16 protein-coding genes and 1 pseudogene are annotated in these 20,106 nt (G+C 57.6%); 11 read left to right on the top strand and 6 right to left on the bottom strand.

What is annotated here, in order from left to right:
* Window positions 1-623 precede the first annotated feature (623 nt).
* A complete protein-coding gene (locus N5J69_RS08375; RefSeq protein ID WP_279769531.1) occupies window positions 624-1,265 on the bottom strand; it encodes a hypothetical protein in 642 nt (213 codons plus the stop codon).
* An 842-nt stretch (window positions 1,266-2,107) separates the two neighbouring features.
* On the opposite strand from N5J69_RS08375, the gene N5J69_RS08370 reads away from it, so the two are divergent.
* The 3 genes from N5J69_RS08370 (at window position 2,108) to idi (ending at window position 5,993) form a co-directional block, all read left to right on the top strand.
* On the top strand, window positions 2,108-3,217 hold the full coding sequence (locus N5J69_RS08370; protein WP_279769530.1) for a suppressor of fused domain protein: 1,110 nt from the start codon (window positions 2,108-2,110) through the stop codon (window positions 3,215-3,217).
* A 191-nt stretch (window positions 3,218-3,408) separates the two neighbouring features.
* On the top strand, window positions 3,409-5,304 hold the full coding sequence (locus tag N5J69_RS08365) for a methyl-accepting chemotaxis protein (RefSeq protein ID WP_279769528.1): 1,896 nt from the start codon (window positions 3,409-3,411) through the stop codon (window positions 5,302-5,304).
* A 146-nt stretch (window positions 5,305-5,450) separates the two neighbouring features.
* A complete protein-coding gene (gene idi, locus N5J69_RS08360; protein WP_279769525.1) occupies window positions 5,451-5,993 on the top strand; it encodes an isopentenyl-diphosphate Delta-isomerase in 543 nt (180 codons plus the stop codon).
* Between the two features lie 56 nt (window positions 5,994-6,049).
* Here idi and N5J69_RS08355 read toward each other — a convergent pair whose 3' ends face one another.
* Window positions 6,050-7,525, bottom strand: a complete 1,476-nt coding sequence (locus tag N5J69_RS08355) for an MFS transporter (RefSeq protein ID WP_279769523.1) — start codon at window positions 7,523-7,525, stop codon at window positions 6,050-6,052.
* 298 nt (window positions 7,526-7,823) lie between these two features.
* On the opposite strand from N5J69_RS08355, the gene N5J69_RS08350 reads away from it, so the two are divergent.
* The 4 genes from N5J69_RS08350 to N5J69_RS08335 are packed head-to-tail and all read left to right on the top strand — an operon-like array spanning window position 7,824 to window position 11,573.
* Window positions 7,824-8,735 carry an ABC transporter substrate-binding protein gene (locus N5J69_RS08350; protein ID WP_279769521.1) on the top strand — a complete coding sequence of 304 codons (912 nt, stop codon included), beginning with the start codon at window positions 7,824-7,826 and terminating at the stop codon, window positions 8,733-8,735.
* 3 nt (window positions 8,736-8,738) lie between these two features.
* Window positions 8,739-9,914, top strand: a complete 1,176-nt coding sequence (locus N5J69_RS08345; RefSeq protein ID WP_279769520.1) for an ABC transporter permease — start codon at window positions 8,739-8,741, stop codon at window positions 9,912-9,914.
* Window positions 9,907-10,854, top strand: coding sequence for an ABC transporter ATP-binding protein (locus N5J69_RS08340; RefSeq protein ID WP_279769519.1), 948 nt, complete (start codon window positions 9,907-9,909; stop codon window positions 10,852-10,854). Before N5J69_RS08345 ends, N5J69_RS08340 begins: the two co-directional genes overlap by 8 nt.
* Complete coding sequence (locus N5J69_RS08335) at window positions 10,842-11,573, top strand: ABC transporter permease (RefSeq protein ID WP_279769517.1); 732 nt, start codon at window positions 10,842-10,844, stop codon at window positions 11,571-11,573. Before N5J69_RS08340 ends, N5J69_RS08335 begins: the two co-directional genes overlap by 13 nt.
* Here the strand turns inward: N5J69_RS08335 and N5J69_RS08330 are convergent.
* Together N5J69_RS08330 and N5J69_RS08325 are read right to left on the bottom strand one after the other, a co-directional pair.
* Complete coding sequence (locus N5J69_RS08330; protein WP_008925078.1) at window positions 11,554-11,661, bottom strand: hypothetical protein; 108 nt, start codon at window positions 11,659-11,661, stop codon at window positions 11,554-11,556. The two genes, N5J69_RS08335 and N5J69_RS08330, sit on opposite strands and share 20 nt — an antisense overlap.
* An 87-nt stretch (window positions 11,662-11,748) precedes the next feature.
* On the bottom strand, window positions 11,749-12,483 hold the full coding sequence (locus tag N5J69_RS08325) for a MerR family transcriptional regulator (protein WP_279769514.1): 735 nt from the start codon (window positions 12,481-12,483) through the stop codon (window positions 11,749-11,751).
* 149 nt (window positions 12,484-12,632) lie between these two features.
* Here N5J69_RS08325 and N5J69_RS08320 point away from each other — a divergent pair, with 149 nt between their 5' ends.
* The 4 genes from N5J69_RS08320 to ybiB all read left to right on the top strand — a co-directional run bounded on the left by N5J69_RS08320 (window position 12,633) and on the right by ybiB (window position 17,056).
* Window positions 12,633-13,196 carry an XRE family transcriptional regulator gene (locus tag N5J69_RS08320; protein WP_279769512.1) on the top strand — a complete coding sequence of 188 codons (564 nt, stop codon included), beginning with the start codon at window positions 12,633-12,635 and terminating at the stop codon, window positions 13,194-13,196.
* On the top strand, window positions 13,193-13,711 hold the full coding sequence (locus tag N5J69_RS08315) for a GNAT family N-acetyltransferase (protein ID WP_279769511.1): 519 nt from the start codon (window positions 13,193-13,195) through the stop codon (window positions 13,709-13,711). The genes N5J69_RS08320 and N5J69_RS08315 overlap by 4 nt, the downstream gene beginning before the upstream one ends.
* A 181-nt stretch (window positions 13,712-13,892) precedes the next feature.
* Window positions 13,893-16,061 carry an ATP-dependent DNA helicase DinG gene (gene dinG / locus N5J69_RS08310; RefSeq protein WP_279769510.1) on the top strand — a complete coding sequence of 723 codons (2,169 nt, stop codon included), beginning with the start codon at window positions 13,893-13,895 and terminating at the stop codon, window positions 16,059-16,061.
* Between the two features lie 26 nt (window positions 16,062-16,087).
* Window positions 16,088-17,056 (top strand): DNA-binding protein YbiB, encoded by a 969-nt coding sequence (gene ybiB, locus N5J69_RS08305; protein WP_279769508.1) that lies wholly within the window; start codon window positions 16,088-16,090, stop codon window positions 17,054-17,056.
* A gap of 1 nt (window position 17,057) precedes the next feature.
* Here ybiB and N5J69_RS08300 read toward each other — a convergent pair.
* Both N5J69_RS08300 and hutU read right to left on the bottom strand, forming a co-directional pair.
* Window positions 17,058-18,215 (bottom strand): annotated as a pseudogene (locus N5J69_RS08300) (M20 aminoacylase family protein).
* Window positions 18,216-18,415: 200 nt separating this feature from the next.
* Entirely contained in the window at window positions 18,416-20,101 is a 1,686-nt protein-coding gene (gene hutU, locus N5J69_RS08295) for a urocanate hydratase (RefSeq protein WP_279769507.1), read from the bottom strand.
* Window positions 20,102-20,106: the final 5 nt, after the last annotated feature.

The following is a 20,106-nucleotide window of genomic DNA, read 5'->3' as shown; positions in this document are numbered from 1 at the left end:
TGTTCTTTAACTCCACGCCCCCGCATATTGATCGAAGATTGCCCGGAAAGGATCGGTTTCGTACTTAAAATTTCCCTCTAAGTATAAGGTAATAAGCGTAAAAAAATTACACAATACAGGTAAAGCAATTACCTCTTAAATCTGCAAAGGAGAGCGAGCATGAGTCTCAAGCCCAGCCCGAAACGAATTGCCGAATCAACAGGAGAACCTGATAAACGCCAGAGCGACAATAAAAAACGACGGGAAATACTAAATAACTAAAACCCAGTAACAGCCCAAAAAAATAAATCAGTGAATCAATGACCTACGGAGATTCTTCTTTTCTATGACTCAGGGCTAAAGAATTGCCGTGCCGACCGCTGTGAAGGGGCTGAAACTCTTTTTAAATAAATCCTATAAGTGGGGTCCTGCTGATGTAAGGACTTTGTAAAAAAATCACTATGAACAAACTATGTGCATCTAAACTATTGCTACAAAAGCTTTGCTCTGGTTTAATTTCCGCTCCTCGCTCTTATCTGACAATGTTCTTTGGAAGATCTGATGACAGAAGCGGACTTGATGAAAAAACACAATCAGAGTATCTCTTTTCTTGTTGTTAAATATAATGTGTGCTAGGTGATTAGTTAATCTGCTTTTAATTTCCCGGCTTTTACGAATATTTCACAGAGTTTAGTTGGAAGTATTGCACCACCATCAAATCCTCCATTATTTTTTCCAAGTCCCGCATTAACAAATGCAAGCAGAAGAGATTGTTCCATTCTCACGGATTCAGCAATATCACACATTGAAAATGCAGCCAATGTAGGAATATCAAACGCAGGAATACGTTCTAAAGCAACTAGCACACGACGAAATTCAGTAAAATTAATCTCTTTACTGGCAAATGCCTTAAAAAACTTTGCTGCCAGTTCTGGCTTATCTTCACTCTCCATTCGGTCTATTATTTCGATTATTCTTGCGCCAGCCTTCCCGCTAAATTTATCATCCTCATTCAACTTATCGACCATAGCTACTCGCTCGGAATTTGAAAGATCAGAAAATTGAGTTAAGAAGCGAATAAGTTTTTCGGTGAACATATAGTCCCTTGCAGAACCTACAGCACTAAATATCCCAACGGCAGTATTTACAAAAGGAATATCTTTCAGAATATCTGAGTCAATCAGCATATCCAGTCCGCACTCAGCGTACTCTTTGCTGAGATCGACGACTGATTCTGATTTGATAGCACTTATCAATGCGGAACCGCGTTTGGAGTCTTTTTCCATGTCTCCTCCGATGAGAATCTAGGCTGTCATTTTTAAAATCTAACGTGGCACGTTTAGGCGTCGATCAATTATCAAGAATGCGATAGATTCTATTTTACCTTATTAAGCATTCACTTTAAATCAACTGGGGGCCAGATCAAGTACCATCCAAATGAACGCGACACGCGACCACGTTTTGAGCCGTTCTGATCCCTGTTGATACATGTACTGCGACACCAACTTAGGAGAATGTGTCCGCACTTCACTCAAAGCGCGCCCTCTGCGCAGTACTTTCATCTGCGTCATCCCATAAGCATCAGCCATAGCTATTTATTATCTGGCCCTGGTCAGGATTGCTCTGAACAATTCAATGGTCTTCCAGATGTCATCCTGCGTATTGCCATCCCAGTCACGGACTTCGACCAACTCAGATTTGAGCTTTTTTATGAGGATATGTGCATCTGAAATTTCATCTTTTCGACATTTTGATGTAATACGAGTTATCGCGGTTGTGGGGAAACTGGATTGAGGTGGAAGATGGGTATATTCGGCTGCAATGAGTTTCTGTAATTTACGCGATCAACACATTTGCAGGCGAGGTTAGGATGAAAGACGTTATGTTGCCTGATAACTCTTTCAAAAGGAGCCGTGAAAATAGTGGAATCCTTGATTTCCGCTCCTCGCTCATAGCAGCCTTTGAACCAACAACAGCCGCACGATAAAAAGCCCCGTCTCATTACAGACCCTCACCAACACCCCAGCGCCCACACTTTGAGATTATTACCCTTGTCTCAGGTAGCGGCAGTCAGGATCCTGCTCTATTCTCGGGGAAAATGGATTCCTCCAGGCTTTGTCGAGGCACTATGACGTACAAATCCCTGATTGCTGAAGTCCACAATCAGCAGCGCACACTGACCGCCATTGTCGAACAGGATGAGCGCACCGCTTATTTTTACATCTGGCCCACCGACCTGTTCCGCAGTCAGTATGCGGTGCGCGGCTGCTGGCTACGAAACCTGCTGCCTGCACCGGCGCAGGAAGATCGTGCGGCGATGGAGCAGGGCATTGCGCCGCTGCTCAGCGCCGAATATTGCCGTAATCTGGAAGCCGAGCCCGCGCTGGATCCGGCCGGTCTTCAGGTCCTGTGGGAGCCTTCTGATGATGGCGCGGCGCTATGGTATTACGGCCAGCTGCTGGCGGTGATCCCTGGCTGGAGCCTCTATCAGGAGAAGCAGGTGAGCTTCTCTGCGGGCTGCATCAAAAAGAACCGGCTCACGGCCCCGCTGGGTTCCGCATCAACCAATGACTACTACGCCCGGGCGGAGCATCAGCGTCAGTTCTGGCGTGAATGGCACGACGGCAGCGAGTGGGACAAGGTGCAGCAGGATCTCATGGCCTGCTATCAGGCACGCTTTGGCGAGTCGGTAAAATATTACGCAATCGATCAGGGCAGCTGGCCGCCGATGGCGATCTCCCAGCACTGGCATCAGGGTGTCTGGTACTTCCTGACGATCGGCATGAGCATCCGGCCCATGCCACAAGTCGATTATCTGTTTGATGAGCTGGCACCGCAGTATCGCCGTGTGGAACTGGGTATGGCCGTTGACGGTGAAATCATGACCGAAGGCAACGCGGTGCAGATGGCGAGCGCGCTGGCGGAGTTTGTGCATCTGCCGTGGGCGCGGCTCACCTGGCTGGGGGAAGGGCATACGCTGGCATCGGAAGTGGCACCGGTCGGCTTCGAAAGCTTCCTGCTGGCGAATGAACTGGCAACCGAACAGGCGCAGTTTACGCTGCCCAAGCGTGATGGCGATCGACCCACCTTACTCTGGACCACACCCATCACCGAAGCGGAGCGGCAGTTTGCACAGGCCGATGAACATGGCGGTCAGAAGTTACGGGAATTGTTAACAGCGGAGGGCAGCGATCACGTTTTCCGTCCGCGCCAGCAGGTAGTCGATTCAGAGGAGTAGGCCAGAAACAGCGCGCCTTCAGACGCATTCCCCGGCATCTGTCGGGGGTGTGATAATTGCTCGGTGAAATTATAATTTCACAAAAATCAAACATTTTTCAAATATGTGATCCTGCTCATCTCAAGTTCCTGCTAAGCGAGCCGTTAACCCGGATCAGGCAATCGCGCCGCACCAGGTTCAGGGGCACAAAGATGTTTAAAACAACACAATCCCGCTTTACCGCAACAATGATCGCATTCTTTGTTGCGCTTTTACTCGTTACAGTCTGGGTTATCAATCAGTTCGTCGCGCCACAGCTTGTCGACAGCGAAAGCCGTCTCGTTCGCTATCAGGTTGATTCCCTTGCCTCCGGCATCGTCGAACAGATGAACCGTGTGCAGGCCCAGCAGCGTGCCATTACCGAAGCCGCCTCCGTCATGGACAGCGCCACCATCGACACCCTGTTACCGACGCTGGTAAACCAGTATCAGGACAGCAATGTGTTCGGTGGCGGTATCTGGCCCCTGCCAAACCGCCGTGATCCGGCCAAAGAGAAAAACAGCAGCTTCTTTGCGCGTAACGCCAGCAATGAACTGCAGGTTAACACCTACTGGAACTCCGACGCCGCCGACAAATACTGGGAGCAACCCTGGTACAAAGATGGCCTGGCTGCCGCGAAAGGCCAGTGTGCTTGGGCAAAAGCTTATCAGGATGCTGCCAGCCCGCAGCCACGTACCAACTGTGCTATGGCCATCTACCGCAACGGCACGGCCTGGGGTGTCGCCACCATCGACGTGACGCTGGGGTTCTTTAACCAGCTGGCGAAGCAGATGGGCGAAACCATTCATGGCAATGTGCTGATCGTGGAAGCCGATGGCAAAGTGGTCGGCAACGGTGCGCTGGTGAATGCCGCCCCGAAGCTGGAGAACCTGGCTGACGTGCAGATGCCAATGGCTGCACCGCTGAAAACGCTGCTGAACGGCGTGGGCAATCAGCCGCTGGAAACCACCTTTGACAGCAGCGAAGGTGAGCAGACGCTGTTCGTGCAGGCCATTCCCGGCAGCCCGTGGTACCTTGCCAGCAGCCTGCCGACCAGTCTGCTGAAAGCGCAGTCACACAATATGCTGACCCGCCTGGGTCTGGTGCAAATCCCACTGGCGGTGATCCTGCTGCTGGTGTCGCTGGGCTTTGTCCGCGCCATGATGAAACGTCTTAACGTGCTGAACAGCAATATTGAAGCGTTATCCAGCGGCGGTGCCGATCTGACCCAGCGTCTGCCAGCCAGCAACAGCCCGGAATTTAACGCCGTTGCGCAGAGCTTCAACCAGTTCATCAGCTATCTGCAGGGCCTGCTCCAGCAGGTAGGCGACAGCGCACTGGCGATTACAGCGGCGTCCCGCGAAATCGCCAGCGGCAACGCCAATCTCTCCTCCCGTACCGAAGATCAGGCCAGCTCGATTGTCGAAACGGCCGCGTCGATGGAGCAGCTGACCGGCACGGTGCGTCAGAACGCCGACAACGCGACTCACGCTAACCAGCTGGCGGGCGATGCCTCGCAGGTGGCTGCACGTGGCACCGAAGTGGTCCGTCAGGTGGTCTCGACCATGGGTGAAATTCATCATTCATCCCGTAAAGTGGTCGATATCATTAGCGTGATCGACAGCATTGCATTCCAGACCAATATCCTGGCACTTAACGCCGCGGTAGAAGCCGCCCGTGCCGGTGAACAGGGTCGTGGTTTCGCCGTGGTGGCATCAGAAGTACGCAATCTGGCACAGCGTTCAGCCAATTCAGCGCGTGAGATTAAAAAGTTAATCGAAGAGTCTGTGGCAAACATCGATACCGGCAGTGCGCTGGTTGAGCAGGCGGGTCAGACCATGGATGAGCTGATGAAGGGCGTAAGCAGTGTCACGACCCTGATGAGCGAAATCATGTCAGCCAGCCGCGAGCAGAGCATGGGTATCGAACAGGTTAACGTGGCGATTACCCAGCTGGATGGCACCACGCAGCAGAACGCCGTGCTGGTGGAACAGGTTTCCGCTGCCGCGCAGGCGATGGAGTCGCAGAGCACCCAGCTTGAGCGGGTGGTTCAGAGCTTCCGACTGTAATCCCTCTCCAGGCCAGCTTTGCTGGCCTGATTTCCTCTCTGCTTCATCCGCTTATCTCTACCTGACACGGGTAAAAAATCCGCGATGTTCCGCCCAAACGGCTAATTCTGTGCCAGAATAGTTGGGAATAATCTCAAGGAAACGCCATGTCTGCTATTGAAGTTATCCTCGTTGACCACCTCGATCGTCCCACCGGCAAAATGGAAAAGCTGGAAGTGCATGAAAAAGGACTCCTGCACCGCGCGGTGACGGTCTACGTCTTCAATTCCCGGCAGGAGCTGTTACTGCAGCGGCGTGCCAGCGACAAATATCACTGTGGTGGCTTGTGGAGCAATACCTGCTGTGGTCATCCTTATCCCCATGAATCGACCCTCGACGCCGCCGGACGTCGTCTGCGTGAAGAGATGGGAATGGAGGTGACGCTGACGCCGGTGTTTGAGCTGAGCTACAACCTGAAGCTCAGTAATGGCCTGACCGAGCATGAATATGGTCATGTCTTCTTTGCCGTCTGCGACAGTCTGCCTCAGCTGAATCCCGACGAAGCCGATGCCTTTGATTACCGTCCGATGGCGCTGATTGAGCAGCAGATGCAGCAGCAGCCACAGCAGTTTACGCCGTGGTTTTTGCATACCTTCCCGCGTATCCCGGACTATCTGGAGCAGTTTCCTTTCCCGGCCGTTACGGCATAAAAAAAACCGCACTGAGGTGCGGTTTTCCTGCGCTCTGTTTACGCCCTGACCGCTGTTTATCGCGGCAGTTCAAAATCCTCCGCATCCACATCATACCCCGACGGTTCCCAGCGAATGGCCAGCAGCGCCAGCAGTCCGGCCAGCGGAGCCAGGAAGATCACCCAGAAGACGCCGGTGCCAAGCGCCGCAACCAGCACCGGGAACAGAAACAGCGAAACGGTTGAACTGCCGCGCATCAGCGTCTGGTTGAAGCCCACGCCCACACCACGCAGCGACGTAGGGTAGCTCAGTGACGCAAAAGTCATGGTATGCGACCCCGGCCCAAATCCCTGACCAAACAGGAACAACGCCAGCATGCCAATCGCCAGGGCGGCTTCCTGACCGCCTTCCGGGCGACCAATCAGTGCCAGCCCGAGCAGCGCCACACACTGACAGCTATAGCCCGCGACCGACATCTTCCACGCCCCCAGACGTGGCACCAGTCGTACCGCGAGCATCCCGCCGACAAAGGCAAACAGCAGATTCAGCGCCAGCGACACCAGAATCGTGGTGAGCATCGACTGGGCAAAGAAGCTGGAGATAATCACCGGCAGACCAAACGCCACGGCGTTATAGGCAAAGGATGACGCGACAGAGGTAACGGTCGCCAGCAGGGTACGGCGGCGATAAACGCCCTGCAGCAGCGCTCCATAGTTGCGCCAGCTCGCTTTGCGCACCGGCGTGGCAGGCGTGATCGCAGCATCAGGGGCCACCTGAGCGTTGATATTCCAGGCACTGCGCAAAATCGCCGCTGCGCCTTTCAGGTCGCCCTGATTGGCTGCCCACACCGGGGATTCACTCATGTAACGGCTACGGATAGCGATGATGACAATTGCCGGAACGGCACCAAAACCGAGGATCAGTCGCCAGAGCCAGTCGGTGTGGCTCTCAGGCAACACCGCATAAAGCAGCAGCACCAGCAGATACGAAATACTGATCGCCGCGTACCAGGTTGGACACCACATCGCCACGCTGGCCGCTTTATTCCCTTTGCCGCGCAGCCTCGAAAACTCCGCCAGAAACGCCATCGCCACCGGCAGATCGATCCCGACGCCCAGACCCATCACAAAGCGCGCGCCAGCCAGCACATACTCATTGGGTGCAAACGCACAGGCAATAGCCGCCACCACGAAAAAGAACATATCGGCCATAAAGACCCGATAACGGCCAATTTTGTCGGTGAGATAACCGCCGATCAGCGCGCCCGCAATCGCCCCGAAGGTGATCGCCGAGGCGACCATGCCCGTGCCGGACGGGGTGAGATTAAATTCGCGGGTGATGTCTTTGATGCCAAAGGCCAGCGCGCCCAGGTCGTAGGCGTCAAGAAACACGCCGCCCAGCGCAATCGCCACCACAATGCGGGCATTATTGCGGGCGCTGTCGCCGCTGTTCACTAATCGGGAGACGTCAGCGGCGCTGCGAATCCACGCCGTTTCGCCCCCGGGCGAACGTCCTGCGGTTGCCACATGGGCGGAAGAGGTCAGGTCGGACATGATGTTGTGCTTCTTTTAAATAAAAACAGATTCCCGAGAGTAGCCGTTCAGACGCCCAGACGTAAATTCAATTCAGTTATATGAAATGATTCCACAGTCTCAAATCCTGATCGGTTTGCGATAAAGTCCGCTGCATCACCGCCGCGCCAGGCTACGCTTTTAAGGCAGATTATTTCCGCTGCATCTCCTGCCAGCCTCCCGTTCAGCAGCAGGAGAGCAGCCTGCAGGACGCCACGCGAACACATCACGCAATAACGAAACGCAAAACCACACGCGATAAAGCGATAAGGAAAAGGCCATGATCAGAATTCGGGGTTGGATGGGTGTCAGCGCTTTGCTGCTCAGTATGGGGATGGCACAGGCGGCGGATCCGGTGCGGGTCGGATCAAAAATTGATACCGAAGGATCACTGCTGGGCAACATCATCCTTCAGGTGCTGGAAAAGCATGGGGTTAAAACCGTCAATAAAATCCAGCTCGGCACCACGCAGGTGGTGCGGGGTGCGATCACGGCAGGCGAACTCGACATCTACCCGGAATATACCGGCAACGGCGCATTCTTCTTCAACGATGAAAAAGACAGTGCCTGGAAGAATGCCGCCGCAGGCTACGAAAAGGTGAAAAAACTCGACGCGGAGAAAAACCATCTGGTGTGGCTGACACCGGCACCGGCCAACAACACCTGGACCATCGCCGTGCGTAAAGATCTGGCCGAAAAAAACCAGCTCACCTCGCTGGATGACCTCAGCGCCTGGCTGAAAAAGGGCGGCACGTTCAAACTGGCGGCCTCAGCCGAATTTATCGAACGCAGTGATGCCTTACCCGCCTTTGAAAAAGCCTATGGCTTTAACCTCAAACAGGATCAGCTGCTGTCGCTGGCGGGCGGCGATACCGCTGTCACCCTCAGCGCGGCGGCCCAGCAGACCTCCGGCGTGAACGCGGCGATGGCCTACGGCACCGACGGTCCGGTGGCGGCGTTAGGTCTGCAGACGCTCAGCGATCCTAAAGGCGTTCAGCCGATTTATGCGCCGACGCCGGTGATCCGCGAATCGGTACTGAAAGCTCACCCGCAGATTGCCGAATGGCTGAAGCCGGTGTTCAGTGCGCTTGATGAGAAGACGCTGCAACAGCTCAACGCCCGAATTGCGGTCGACGGCCAGGACGCCAGCAGCGTAGCGACCGAGTGGCTGCAGCAGAAAAAGCTGCTGTAACCGATGCAGAAATCGCGGGACGCGATACGCCGTCCGGTGCAGCAGCCGGTGGCATTGCTGCTGCTGACGTTGCTGAGCCTGGCGCTGGTGGCGTTGCCGTTTCTTAACTTCGCCCCGAACCGTCTGGTGGCAGGCGAACCGCTGATGGTCTGGCAGATCAGCCGCTTCGGGCTGTTGCTGGTGCCGCTGGTGCTGCTGTGGCTGCTCCTGTGGCGACAGCCAGCGCGCAGCACGCTGATTCTGTCGCTGCTGGCGGCAGAGCTGATGCTGGCCGTGCTTATCTGGCTTAGCGGTCATCAGGCCACCTTACTCAGCCAGCAGGGCAGCCGTCTGGCGCGTACCAGCTTTGCCAGCGGCCTGTGGTGCAGCGGTGCGCTGATCCTGCTGCTGATCACCGATCAGGTGCGACAACTGACTCCCCATCGGCTGGCACAGTTGCTGCTCAATCTGCAGGTCTGGCTGCCGCCGCTGGTGCTGCTGTTCAGTGGTCAGCTCAGCGATCTCTCCCTGCTGAAGGAATACGCCAGCCGCCACGCGGTGTTTGATGCGGCGCTGAGCCGTCATCTCACGCTGCTGGCGGGCACTGTGCTGCCTGCGCTGATGATTGCGCTGCCGCTGGGCGTTACGCTGTTCCGGCGGCCTGGCTGGCAGGGAAGTGTGTTCGGCGTGCTGAATGTGATCCAGACGGTGCCCTCGGTGGCGCTGTTTGGTCTGCTGATTGCGCCGCTGGCCGGTCTGGCTCAGCATTTTCCGTGGCTCGGCGAGTGGGGGATCAGCGGCATTGGCATGGCCCCGGCGCTGATCGCCCTGGTGCTTTATGCGCTGCTGCCGCTGGTGCGCAGCGTGGTGGTGGGGCTGCAACAGGTGCCCCGCGAGGTGCGCGAAAGTGCCCGTGGCACGGGCATGAGCGGCTGGCAGCAGTTTATCGCTGTGGATGTGCCGCTGGCGTTACCGGTCTGGCTGGCGGGCCTGCGCGTGGTGGTGGTGCAGACGCTGGGCATGGCGGTGGTCGCGGCGCTGATTGGTGCAGGTGGCTTTGGCGCGATTATTTTCCAGGGACTGTCAGGCAGTGCGCTTGATCTGGTCTTGCTGGGCGTGATCCCGGTGATCGCGCTGGCGGTCGTCATTGATGCGCTGTTCCGCCTGCTGATCTCACTGCTGGAGAGAAAAGATGATTGAGTTTAGGGGCGTTTCCCGTGCGTTTAACGGCAAAGCGGCGGTGAAAGATCTGACGCTGAAGGTGGCAGCGGGGGAGTTCTGCGTGCTGCTCGGCACTTCCGGCTCTGGCAAGTCAACCACGCTGAAGATGATCAACCGGCTGGTAGAGGCTGACAGCGGTGAAATCCGCTACGCGGGTGAGTCGATTCGCCAGCTCGATGCCCGCACATTACGGCGACGCATGGGCTATGCCATTCAGTCGATTGGCCTGTTTCCGCACTGGACGGTGAAGAAGAATATCGCCACGGTGCCGGTGCTGCTGGGCTGGTCCCGGTCACAGATCGATGAACGCATCGCGGCGCTGCTGGCGCTGCTGAACCTTGACGCACAGCTGCTGAATCGCTATCCGCATCAGCTCTCCGGCGGGCAGCAGCAGCGGGTGGGCGTGGCGCGGGCGCTGGCGGCTGACCCGGAAGTGCTGCTGATGGATGAGCCGTTCGGCGCGCTCGACCCGGTGACGCGTGGCGTGCTGCAACAGGAAATGCTGCGTATTCATCGGCTGTCGGGCCGCACCATTGTGCTGGTCACCCATGACATCGACGAAGCGCTGACGCTGGCGGACCGCATCGTGCTGATGGATAACGGTGAAATTGTTCAGCAGGGCAGGCCGGTGGCGCTGCTCACCCAGCCGAAAAATGATTTTGTGCGCGACTTTTTTGGTCGCAGTGAAATGGGCGTAAGGCTGCTGTCGCTGAAACAGGTCGGCCATGCCGTGCGGCGTGGCGAGTGGCTGGCAGGTGAACCGATCGCTGCGGCGCTGACCCTGCGCGATGCCCTGTCGCAGTTTATCGCCCGGCGCACTGATAAACTGCCGGTCATTGACGATCATCAGCAGCCGCTGGGCGTGCTCCATTTTGGCGACCTGCTGCAACTGCGTGAGGGATTAACATGCACAGGTTAAAGGACCCGCTGCTGTGGCTGGTGCTGTTCTACGGCGCACTGCTGACCCTGATGCCCTACAGCGGGCCGCTGTTTCACCGCTGGTTTCCGGAACTGGCCCGGCCACTCTATCAGCAGGAGAGCTTCTGGCAGCTGACGCTGGCGCATCTGTTTCTGGTGATCACCGCCAGCCTGCTGGCCATTGTTATCGGTATGGGCAGTGGCGTGCTGGTAACGCGACGCGCGGGGCGTGCTTTCCGGCCACTGGCAGAAACCATCGTGGCGGCGGGGCAGACTATACCGCCGGTGGCGGTACTGGCGATTGCGGTGCCGGTGATGGGCTTTGGCGCGTGGCCTGCCGTGGTGGCGCTGCTGCTTTACGGATTACTGCCGGTTTTACAGGGCACGCTGGCGGGAATTGATAGCGTACCCGCCAGCAGCCGCGAGATCGCTGTTGGTGTCGGCATGAGTAGCTGGCAACGGTTGTGGCAGATTGAGCTGGCCCTGGCGGCACCAGTGATCATCGCCGGGATACGCACGTCGGTCATTATTAACATCGGTACTGCGGCTATCGCCTCGACGGTGGGCGCAAAAAGTCTGGGATCGCCGGTGATAATCGGCTTAAGCGGATTTAATACAGCTTATGTGATTCAGGGGGCGCTACTGGTGGCGCTGCTGGCAATCGTGAGCGATCGCCTGTTTGAGCGCCTGCAACGCGGGTTTAGCGTGAGTGAACGATAAGAGAGTATCCCACCAGCATCAGACCGCTGGTGCCGCCGACGGCCATAATGAAAAACAGCGTGGCGAAAAAGGCTTTTTTGACATTCATGGGTGAAACCTGAGCTCGTTAACAGTGAGGCGGGGATAATAGCGCGCGCAAGGCAGGAGGCAAAGTGCCCGGCGTGCGTTTTTGTTATCAGGCGGGTTCATGTAACCGGACGGCATAGCCCTGTTCCTGCCAGTGTGACAGCTGCTCCTGCTGGCGACGGGTCAGTTTTTTACCGGTAAAAACAAACATATTCAAGCCGGGAAAGAGTTCAGGTCGGGGGACATCCAGCGGTTCAGCCAGAACGTCAATCCGCCAGCCATGCTGCGACAGACGCCAGCCTTCCAGCCAGATACGCGTCCGATCGTCGATGCCCCAGCCAATAATCAGTGCATCTTTACCCGATTTTTTGCGGCTGCCCGTCAGGCAAAACGCAACATAATCAATCAGCAGACCATCAAGCAGACTACACATGGTACGGGCGGTGTTCTGGTCCAGACTCAGCTTCTGGCGCACCGGCATGAAAACGTGATCAATCAGCGCATCAATCGGATGTTCGCGACCAATCGCGGCAATTTTATTGCGAAGTTTAGCGGGTCTGACGTGACGCAGTACGCTGATCAGCTCATCCTGCAGGGTAGTCCAGCCATCGTGTGCATCAACATCGCCACCTTCCAGCAGTGCCTTTACTTTACCGACCGGCACGCCACTTTCAATCCAGCGCATGATCTCTTCGATGCGCTGCACATCTTCTTCGTCAAACTGACGATGTCCGCCTTCAGTGCGTTGCGGCTTCAGTAAGCCATAACGACGCTGCCAGGCGCGCAGGGTGACTGGGTTTATGCCACAGCGCTCGGCGACGTCACCGATACTGTATAAGGTCATAAATTCCTCTTTGGGTTGGTCTGAGTGCAATTACCATAACGAAGCAAATTAAGTTGTACAATACATTTCGCAATGTACAACTTGACTGATACGGCTTTTCCAGGCTATATCTCAAATAAGAGAATTAATCCCATATATGAGAAAACACCATGCCGGAGCTGAATACAGAGCAACGACTGGCAGTGCGGCTGGCAGAATTACGCCTGCAACGCGGCTGGTCTCTTGATGAACTTTCCGTCGCCACCGGCATCAGCCGGGCGACATTATCGCGCATTGAGCGAAGCGAGACCAGTCCTACGGCTGCGTTGCTTAATCGTCTGTGCGTTGCTTACGGCTTAACGATGTCCCGCCTGCTCAGTGAAGTGGAAGAAGAGTCCAGCCTGCTGGTCCGGAATGAACAGCAGCCGGTGTGGCAGGATGACGTCAGCGGCTTTATTCGCCGGAATATTTCACCACCTGCACTTCATTTTAGATGCGAACTCGTAGAGGGCAAGTTACGGCCCGGTGCGCGTATCGATTATGATGCGCCACCCATCCAGGGACTTGAGCAGCATATCTGGCTGCGCGAGGGCGGTCTCACTATCACGATGGGGTCTCAGGAGTGGACGCTGCAGCCCGGCGACTGCTTACGCTTTCATCTGATCGGAAAATCCGCTTTTGAGGCGCACCTGACCGACGGTGCGCGCTACCTGCTGGTGGTGGCGAAACCATGATTGATTACACCACTCTCAGCGCGACCCAGGCGCAACAGCATCTGGGTGAACTCACCGACGTTTTACAGGGCTGTGTGGCAGACGGTGCCAGCGTCGGCTTTATTGATGCCGAAGACGATGCGGTAATGACGCGATTCTGGCAGCAGCGGATCGCCAGCCTGACCACGGGCGACAGCGAAATAATGGTTGCGCGTCAGCACGGCCGCATCGTAGCAACGGTCATCATCAGCCGCAGCGCCATGCCCAATGGCCGTCACCGGGCGGAGATCAGCAAACTGCTGGTGCATCCGCAGGCGCGCCGTCAGGGTATCGCGCGTGAACTGATGCAGCGTGCTGAGCAGCGGGCACGCGCCCAGGGCAAAACCCTGCTGGTGCTGGATACGCGCAGCGGTGATGTCGCGAGCGACCTCTATCGCTCGCTGGGCTGGCAGGTAGCGGGGTCGATTCCCTGTTATGCCGAATCCACGGCAGGCGTGCTGGATGCCACCACCTACATGTACAAAGTGCTGGCGTAGAGAGCCGATGATGTCAGTGCCTGCCGCCTGCCGGATCGGCCTCTGCTCACTGGCTGCCTGCGCAACCGGCATATAACCGCTGAATTTTACGACGGCGCACGAAAAATTCGGCGCGAAAGCTGACGCCGCCAGGATACTGTGTAAAAATACAGGCCATTTTTTCGGTGTGGTAACGCAAATCATGGCCCTGACAGCCGCAGTAAAAAGCCAGATAGCGCAGTGGTATAAAGCGCTTCAGCAGCAGGTGCCTGATTTTATTCCGCGTGCGCCGCAGCGCCAGATGATCGCCGAAGTGGCGAAATGCCTGGCCGGTGACGATTCGCGCCATCTGGCGGTCGAAGCGCCGACCGGCGTGGGAAAAACCCTCTCCTATCTGATTCCGGGTATTGCGGCCAGCCGCGCCCAGGAAAAGCAGCTGGTGATCAGCACCGCTAACGTGGCGCTGCAGGATCAAATCTTCACCAAAGACCTGCCGCTGCTCAAAAAAATCATCCCCGATCTCACATTTACCGCCGCCTTTGGCCGCGGGCGTTATGTCTGTCCGCGCAATCTGGCCGCGATGGCAGCCGATGACGATCAGCAGGGCGATCTGCTGCTTTATCTGGACGATGACGCCGTCAGCAGCACCAAAGAAGAACAGACCCAGTGTGGCCGGTTGCAGAAATCGCTGGATCGTTACCAGTGGGATGGCCTGCGCGATCACAGTGAGGAGAACGTCAGCGACAGCCTCTGGCAGCGCCTCTCCACTGACAAAGCGAGCTGCCTGGGCGCGCACTGCCGCTGGTATCGTGAATGTCCGTTCTTTGTGGCGCGACGCGAAATCGAGCAGGTGGATGTGGTGGTGGCGAACCATGCGCTGGTGATGGCGGCGATGGAAAATGAATCCGTGCTGCCCCCCGCCAAAAACCTGATGCTGGTGCTGGATGAAGGGCATCACCTGCCGGAAGTTGCCCGCGATGCGCTGGAGATGAGCGCCGACATCACGCCAGGCTGGAGCAGCCTGCAGCTCGACCTCTTTATCAAGCTGGTTGAGAGCATTATGACGCAGATGCGGCCAAAATCGCCGCCGCCGCTGGCTAACCCGGAGCGGCTGAAAGCACACTGTGATGAGCTGCGCGAACTGCTGACCATCACCGCGCAGGCATTGAATCCGCTGCTGCCGCCGCATAACCAGCCGGGCGAATTCCGCTTTGTGCTGGGCGCGCTGCCGCAGGATCTGCTGGATCTCTGCGGCCGGCTGTTCAAACTCAGTGACGCGCTGCGCGGGCTGAGCGAAGGCCTGATCAACGCACTCAGCGAGCAGACCGGCAAGGTTGATATTGTGCGGCTGCATCGTAATCTGCTTCAGCTCAACCGGCAGTTTGGCTGGTTCGAATCCATCAGCAAACTCTGGCGGCTGGCAGCGATGGAAAAAGCCTCTGGCGCGCCGGTGTCGAAGTGGATCACCCGTGAGCTGCGCGAAGGTCAGGCGCACCTGCTGTTCCACTGCGCGGGCATCCGGGTCAGCGACCAGCTGGAGAAGATGCTGTGGCGCAAAGTTCCGCATGTGGTGGTCACCTCCGCCACGCTGCGATCGCTCAACAGCTTCAATCGCCTGCAGGAGATGTCGGGACTCAGCGAAAAAGCGGGCGACCGCTTTGTGGCGCTCGACTCGCCGTTTAACCATGTGGCGCAGGGCAAGCTGGTGATCCCGCAGATGCGCCTGGAGCCGCTGATGACGCACGAAGCGGAACACATCGCCGAGATGGCCGGTTTCTTCCGACAGCAGATGGCAGAGAAAAAGCATAAAGGCGTGCTGGTGCTGTTTGCCAGCAACCGGGCGATGCAGCAGTTTGTTGCCTGTCTGCCCGATCTGCGGCTCGCCATGCTGGTGCAGGGCGATCAGCCGCGCAGCCGCCTGGTTGACCTCCACCGTCAGCGCGTTGCCAAAGGCGAAACCAGCATCCTGATTGGCCTGCAGTCTTTTGCTGAGGGGCTGGATCTCAAAGGCGATCTGCTGAGTCAGGTGCATATCCATAAAATCGCTTTTCCCCCGGTGGACAGTCCGGTAATTTTGACCGAGGGCGAGTGGCTGAAAAGCCTGAAGCGCTATCCGTTTGAGGTGCAGAGTTTACCGAGTGCTTCATTCACCCTGATTCAGCAGGTCGGACGCCTGATTCGCAGCCATCAATGCTATGGCGAAATTGTGATTTATGACCGCCGTCTGCTGAGCAAAGCCTATGGCAGCCGGTTGTTAGCTGCGCTGCCGATCTTCCCGATTGAACAGCCGGAAACGTCTGAGCCTGCAGCGATACCGGCCACCGTGGTGCCAAAGCACACCGTGCGTAAACGACGTCCCACGCGGCGCTGAGCCGCGCACTTAACCGGAAGCGAGTGATGGAACTGAATAAAATCATTAAAGAGGTAGGTCGCGGTAAAAATCATGCCCGCGATATCGACGTTGATACTGCTGTGGCGCTCTATGGCGCGATGCTGGCAGGCGAGGTGCCGGACCTGGAACTGGGCGCTATTCTGATTGCGCTTCGCATTAAGGGCGAAGGCGAAGCGGAAATGCGCGGCTTTTATCAGGCAATGCAGGCGCAGATGATGTCGCTGCGTGCGCCGGAGAACCGCCCGATGCCGGTGGTGATCCCCAGCTACAACGGTGCGCGCCGACAGGGCAATCTGACGCCGTTGCTGGCGCTGCTGCTGGTGAAACTCGGCTTCCCGGTGCTGGTGCATGGCGTCAGCGACGACGCAACGCGCATTACCAGTGAGGCCGTCTTTGCCGCACTCGGTATTGCCCCCGTTACCACGGCAGAGGCGGCGCAGGCGAAACTCGACCAGGGCGAACTGGCTTTTATAACCATTGATCATCTCTGTCCACCCATGGCGAAACAGCTGTCGCTGCGCTGGCGGATGGGGGTGCGCAACAGTGCGCACACGCTGGCAAAACTGGCTACGCCATTTGCGGAACGCGCGGCGCTGCGGCTGTCGAGCGTGTCGCATCCCGAGTATGTGCCGCGTGTGGCGAAGTTTTTCAGTGACATTGATGCCCCTGCGATACTGCTCAATGGCACGGAAGGGGAGGTTTATGCGAATCCACAGCGCTGCCCGGCGATCAGCATGATTCAGGGTGCAGGCGCGGAAGCGGAAGTGTGGGTGGAGCGTCAGCCCGAAGTAACCGTTGAACTGCCAGCAGATAAAACGGCAGAGGTCACCGCGCGCTGGATTGAACAGGTGCTGAATCAGCAGCGTCCGGTGCCCGCGTCACTGCGGTTGCAGCTTGCCTGCTGCCTGCGCGCCAGCGGCCGGTGCGACTCGCTGGCGGCGGCAGAGCAGCAAATCGTCGTTGCCGGTTACTGATTCAGGCGGCGGGCAGTGCCTGTTCAACCAGGTTCTGCCAGAAACGAATGCCAATCGGCAGCAGTGCGTCATTGAAGTCATAGCGGGCATTGTGCAGCGGTGCGGAAGGTGTTTCACCGTCCGCGCCCAGCCAGAAGTAAGCGCCGGGACAGGCTTCCATCATGCAGGCAAAATCTTCTGACGCCATCGACGGATTAACCTGCCAGTGAACCTATTCTGCGCCCAGCGTTGCCCGCGCCACCTCGCGCACCTGCTCAGCTGGTGCCGCATGGTTGGCGGTAACCGGATAACCCGGTAACCACGTTATCTCGCCGCTGACGCCAAACGGACGTGGCAGGGTCGCGACAAACTCATCCACCAGCCCGCGCACTTTTTCACGTACGCTGGTCTGCAGGCAGCGCACCGTGCCGCGCAGCACAATCTGTTCCGGGATAACGTTTATCGCTTCACCACCGTGAATCTGCGTTACGCTGACCACGGCAGAAGCGAGCGGCGAGAGCCGGCGTGACGGAATGGTCTGCAGCGCCAGAATCAGCTCGGCCGCCACCACCATCGGATCGGCACCGCTTTCCGGCATCGCCGCATGGCAGCTTTTGCCGTGCAGGGTAATTTCAAACGAATCCAGCGACGCCATCATCGCGCCAGGGTTCACGGCCAGTGAGCCGAGCGGCAGCCCCGGCCAGTTGTGCATCGCATAGATCGCATCCATCGGGAAGCGCTGAAACAGTCCCTCTTCCACCATTTTGCGTGCACCGCCCAGATTCTCTTCAGCAGGCTGGAAGATGAAATGCACCGTGCCGCTGAACTGACGTGTAGCCGCCAGCTGTCGGGCGGCGGCCAGCAGAATGGCGCTGTGACCGTCGTGTCCGCAGGCGTGCATGACGCCGGGCGTCGCGGAACGCCACTCAGCGTCGCCTTTTTCCGTAATGGGCAGCGCATCCATATCCGCACGCAGTCCGATAACCGGGCCGGGACCGTTTTCCAGTGTGCCGATGACGCCCGTGCCCGCCAGGCCACGAAACACCTGCAATCCCGCCCGCGCTAATTCTTCCGCAATAAACTGGCTGGTTTGCTGTTCCTGGTAACCTAATTCGGGGTGGCGATGAAACTCACGACGCCAGCGCAGGGCATCTTCAAGCAGGGCAGGGGAAAGGGTCATGCAGAGTCGCGCTCCATACAGAATGAGAAGATTTCACTTTAGAGGTCGGGTGGCGCGGCGTCTATCGCCATCAGGACTAAATCCGGCTATAGGCTAAATCAAAATGGAATAAGTAATAAGGAAGTGCTCGCCGGGCAGAGGGTAAAAAGGGAATAACGAAGGGAAACCGGGGCAGGCTGCTGCCCGCCCCGGTTAATACATTACTTCTGCATAGGCAGGTTCAGGCCATGCTCAGCCGCGCACTGCTGCGCCAGTTCATAGCCGGCATCAGCATGACGCATCACACCGGTGGCCGGGTCGTTCCACAGCACGCGACCCAGACGCGCATCGGCCTCTTTGCTGCCGTCACAGACAATCACCACACCAGAGTGCTGTGAGAAGCCCATGCCGACCCCGCCGCCATGATGCAGGCTGACCCAGGTTGCGCCGCCTGCGGTATTCAGCAGGGCATTGAGCAGCGGCCAGTCGGAAACCGCATCCGAGCCATCCTTCATCGCTTCCGTCTCACGGTTAGGGGAGGCGACCGAGCCGCAGTCGAGATGGTCGCGGCCAATCACCACCGGCGCTTTCAGTTCGCCGTTACGGACCATTTCGTTAAATGCCAGACCGGCCAGATGCCGTTCACCCAGTCCCAGCCAGCAAATGCGTGCAGGCAGTCCCTGGAAGGCGATACGCTCCTGCGCCATATCCAGCCAGCGATGCAGCGTTTTATGGTGCGGGAACAGCTCTTTGAGTTTTGCGTCGGTCTTGTAGATATCTTCCGGATCGCCGGACAGCGCCACCCAGCGGAACGGGCCTTTTCCTTCGCAGAACAGCGGACGAATGTAGGCCGGTACAAAGCCGGGGAAGTCGAAGGCGTTGCTGACGCCCTCATCCAGCGCCACCTGACGGATGTTGTTGCCGTAATCCACGGTCGGGATGCCCATATGGCAGAAGTCGAGCATCGCCTGGACGTGAACCGCCATGGAGGCGCGGGCCGCTTTTTCTACCGCTTTCGGCTGTGAGACACGCGCCTGCTCCCAGCGCGCCACATCCCAGCCGATTGGCAGATAGCCATTAATGGGATCGTGGGCCGAGGTCTGATCGGTCACGATGTCCGGCTTTGGTCCGCCCGCCTGAGCGCGTTTTACCAGCTCCGGCAGGATCTCGGCGGCATTGCCCAGCAGGCCAACCGAAATCGCTTTTTTCGCGGCTGTAGCTTCGCTGATTAACGCCAGCGCCTCGTCCAGCGTGGTGGCTTTGTAGTCGACGTAACGCGTACGCAGACGGAAATCGATGCGTGACTCCTGGCACTCAATCGCCAGCACACAGGCCCCGGCCAGCACACCCGCCAGGGGTTGTGCGCCGCCCATGCCGCCCAGCCCGGCGGTGAGGATCCAGCGTCCGCTCAGGTCGTTGTTGTAGTGCTGACGTCCCGCTTCCACAAAGGTCTCATAGGTGCCCTGCACAATGCCCTGCGCACCGATATAAATCCAGGAACCGGCGGTCATCTGGCCGTACATCATCAGGCCCGCTTTATCCAGCTCGTGGAAGTGGTCCCAGGTTGCCCAGTGCGGCACCAGATTGGAGTTTGCCAGCAGTACGCGGGGCGCATCCGCGTGGGTGCGGAAGATGCCGACCGGCTTGCCGCTCTGGATCAGCAGCGTCTCATCCGGCTGCAGCGCCCGCAGCGAACGCAGGATCTGCTCGAAGCACGCCCAGTTGCGTGCGGCTTTACCGATGCCGCCATACACCACCAGATCTTCCGGGCGTTCGGCGACATCCGGATCGAGGTTGTTCTGAATCATGCGGTAAGCCGCTTCAATCAGCCAGTTGGCGCAGTGCAGTGTGGTGCCGTGTGGGGCACGAATCTCACGTGCCACAGCCTGAGAAAGAGTTTCGCTCATGAAAG

It is taken from the genome of Pantoea sp. GD03673 (genome assembly GCF_029844725.1).
Classification (GTDB): Bacteria; Pseudomonadota; Gammaproteobacteria; order Enterobacterales; family Enterobacteriaceae; genus Pantoea.
Note: the sequence above shows the minus strand (reverse complement) of the source record. Positions and strands in the feature narration are given on the sequence as shown.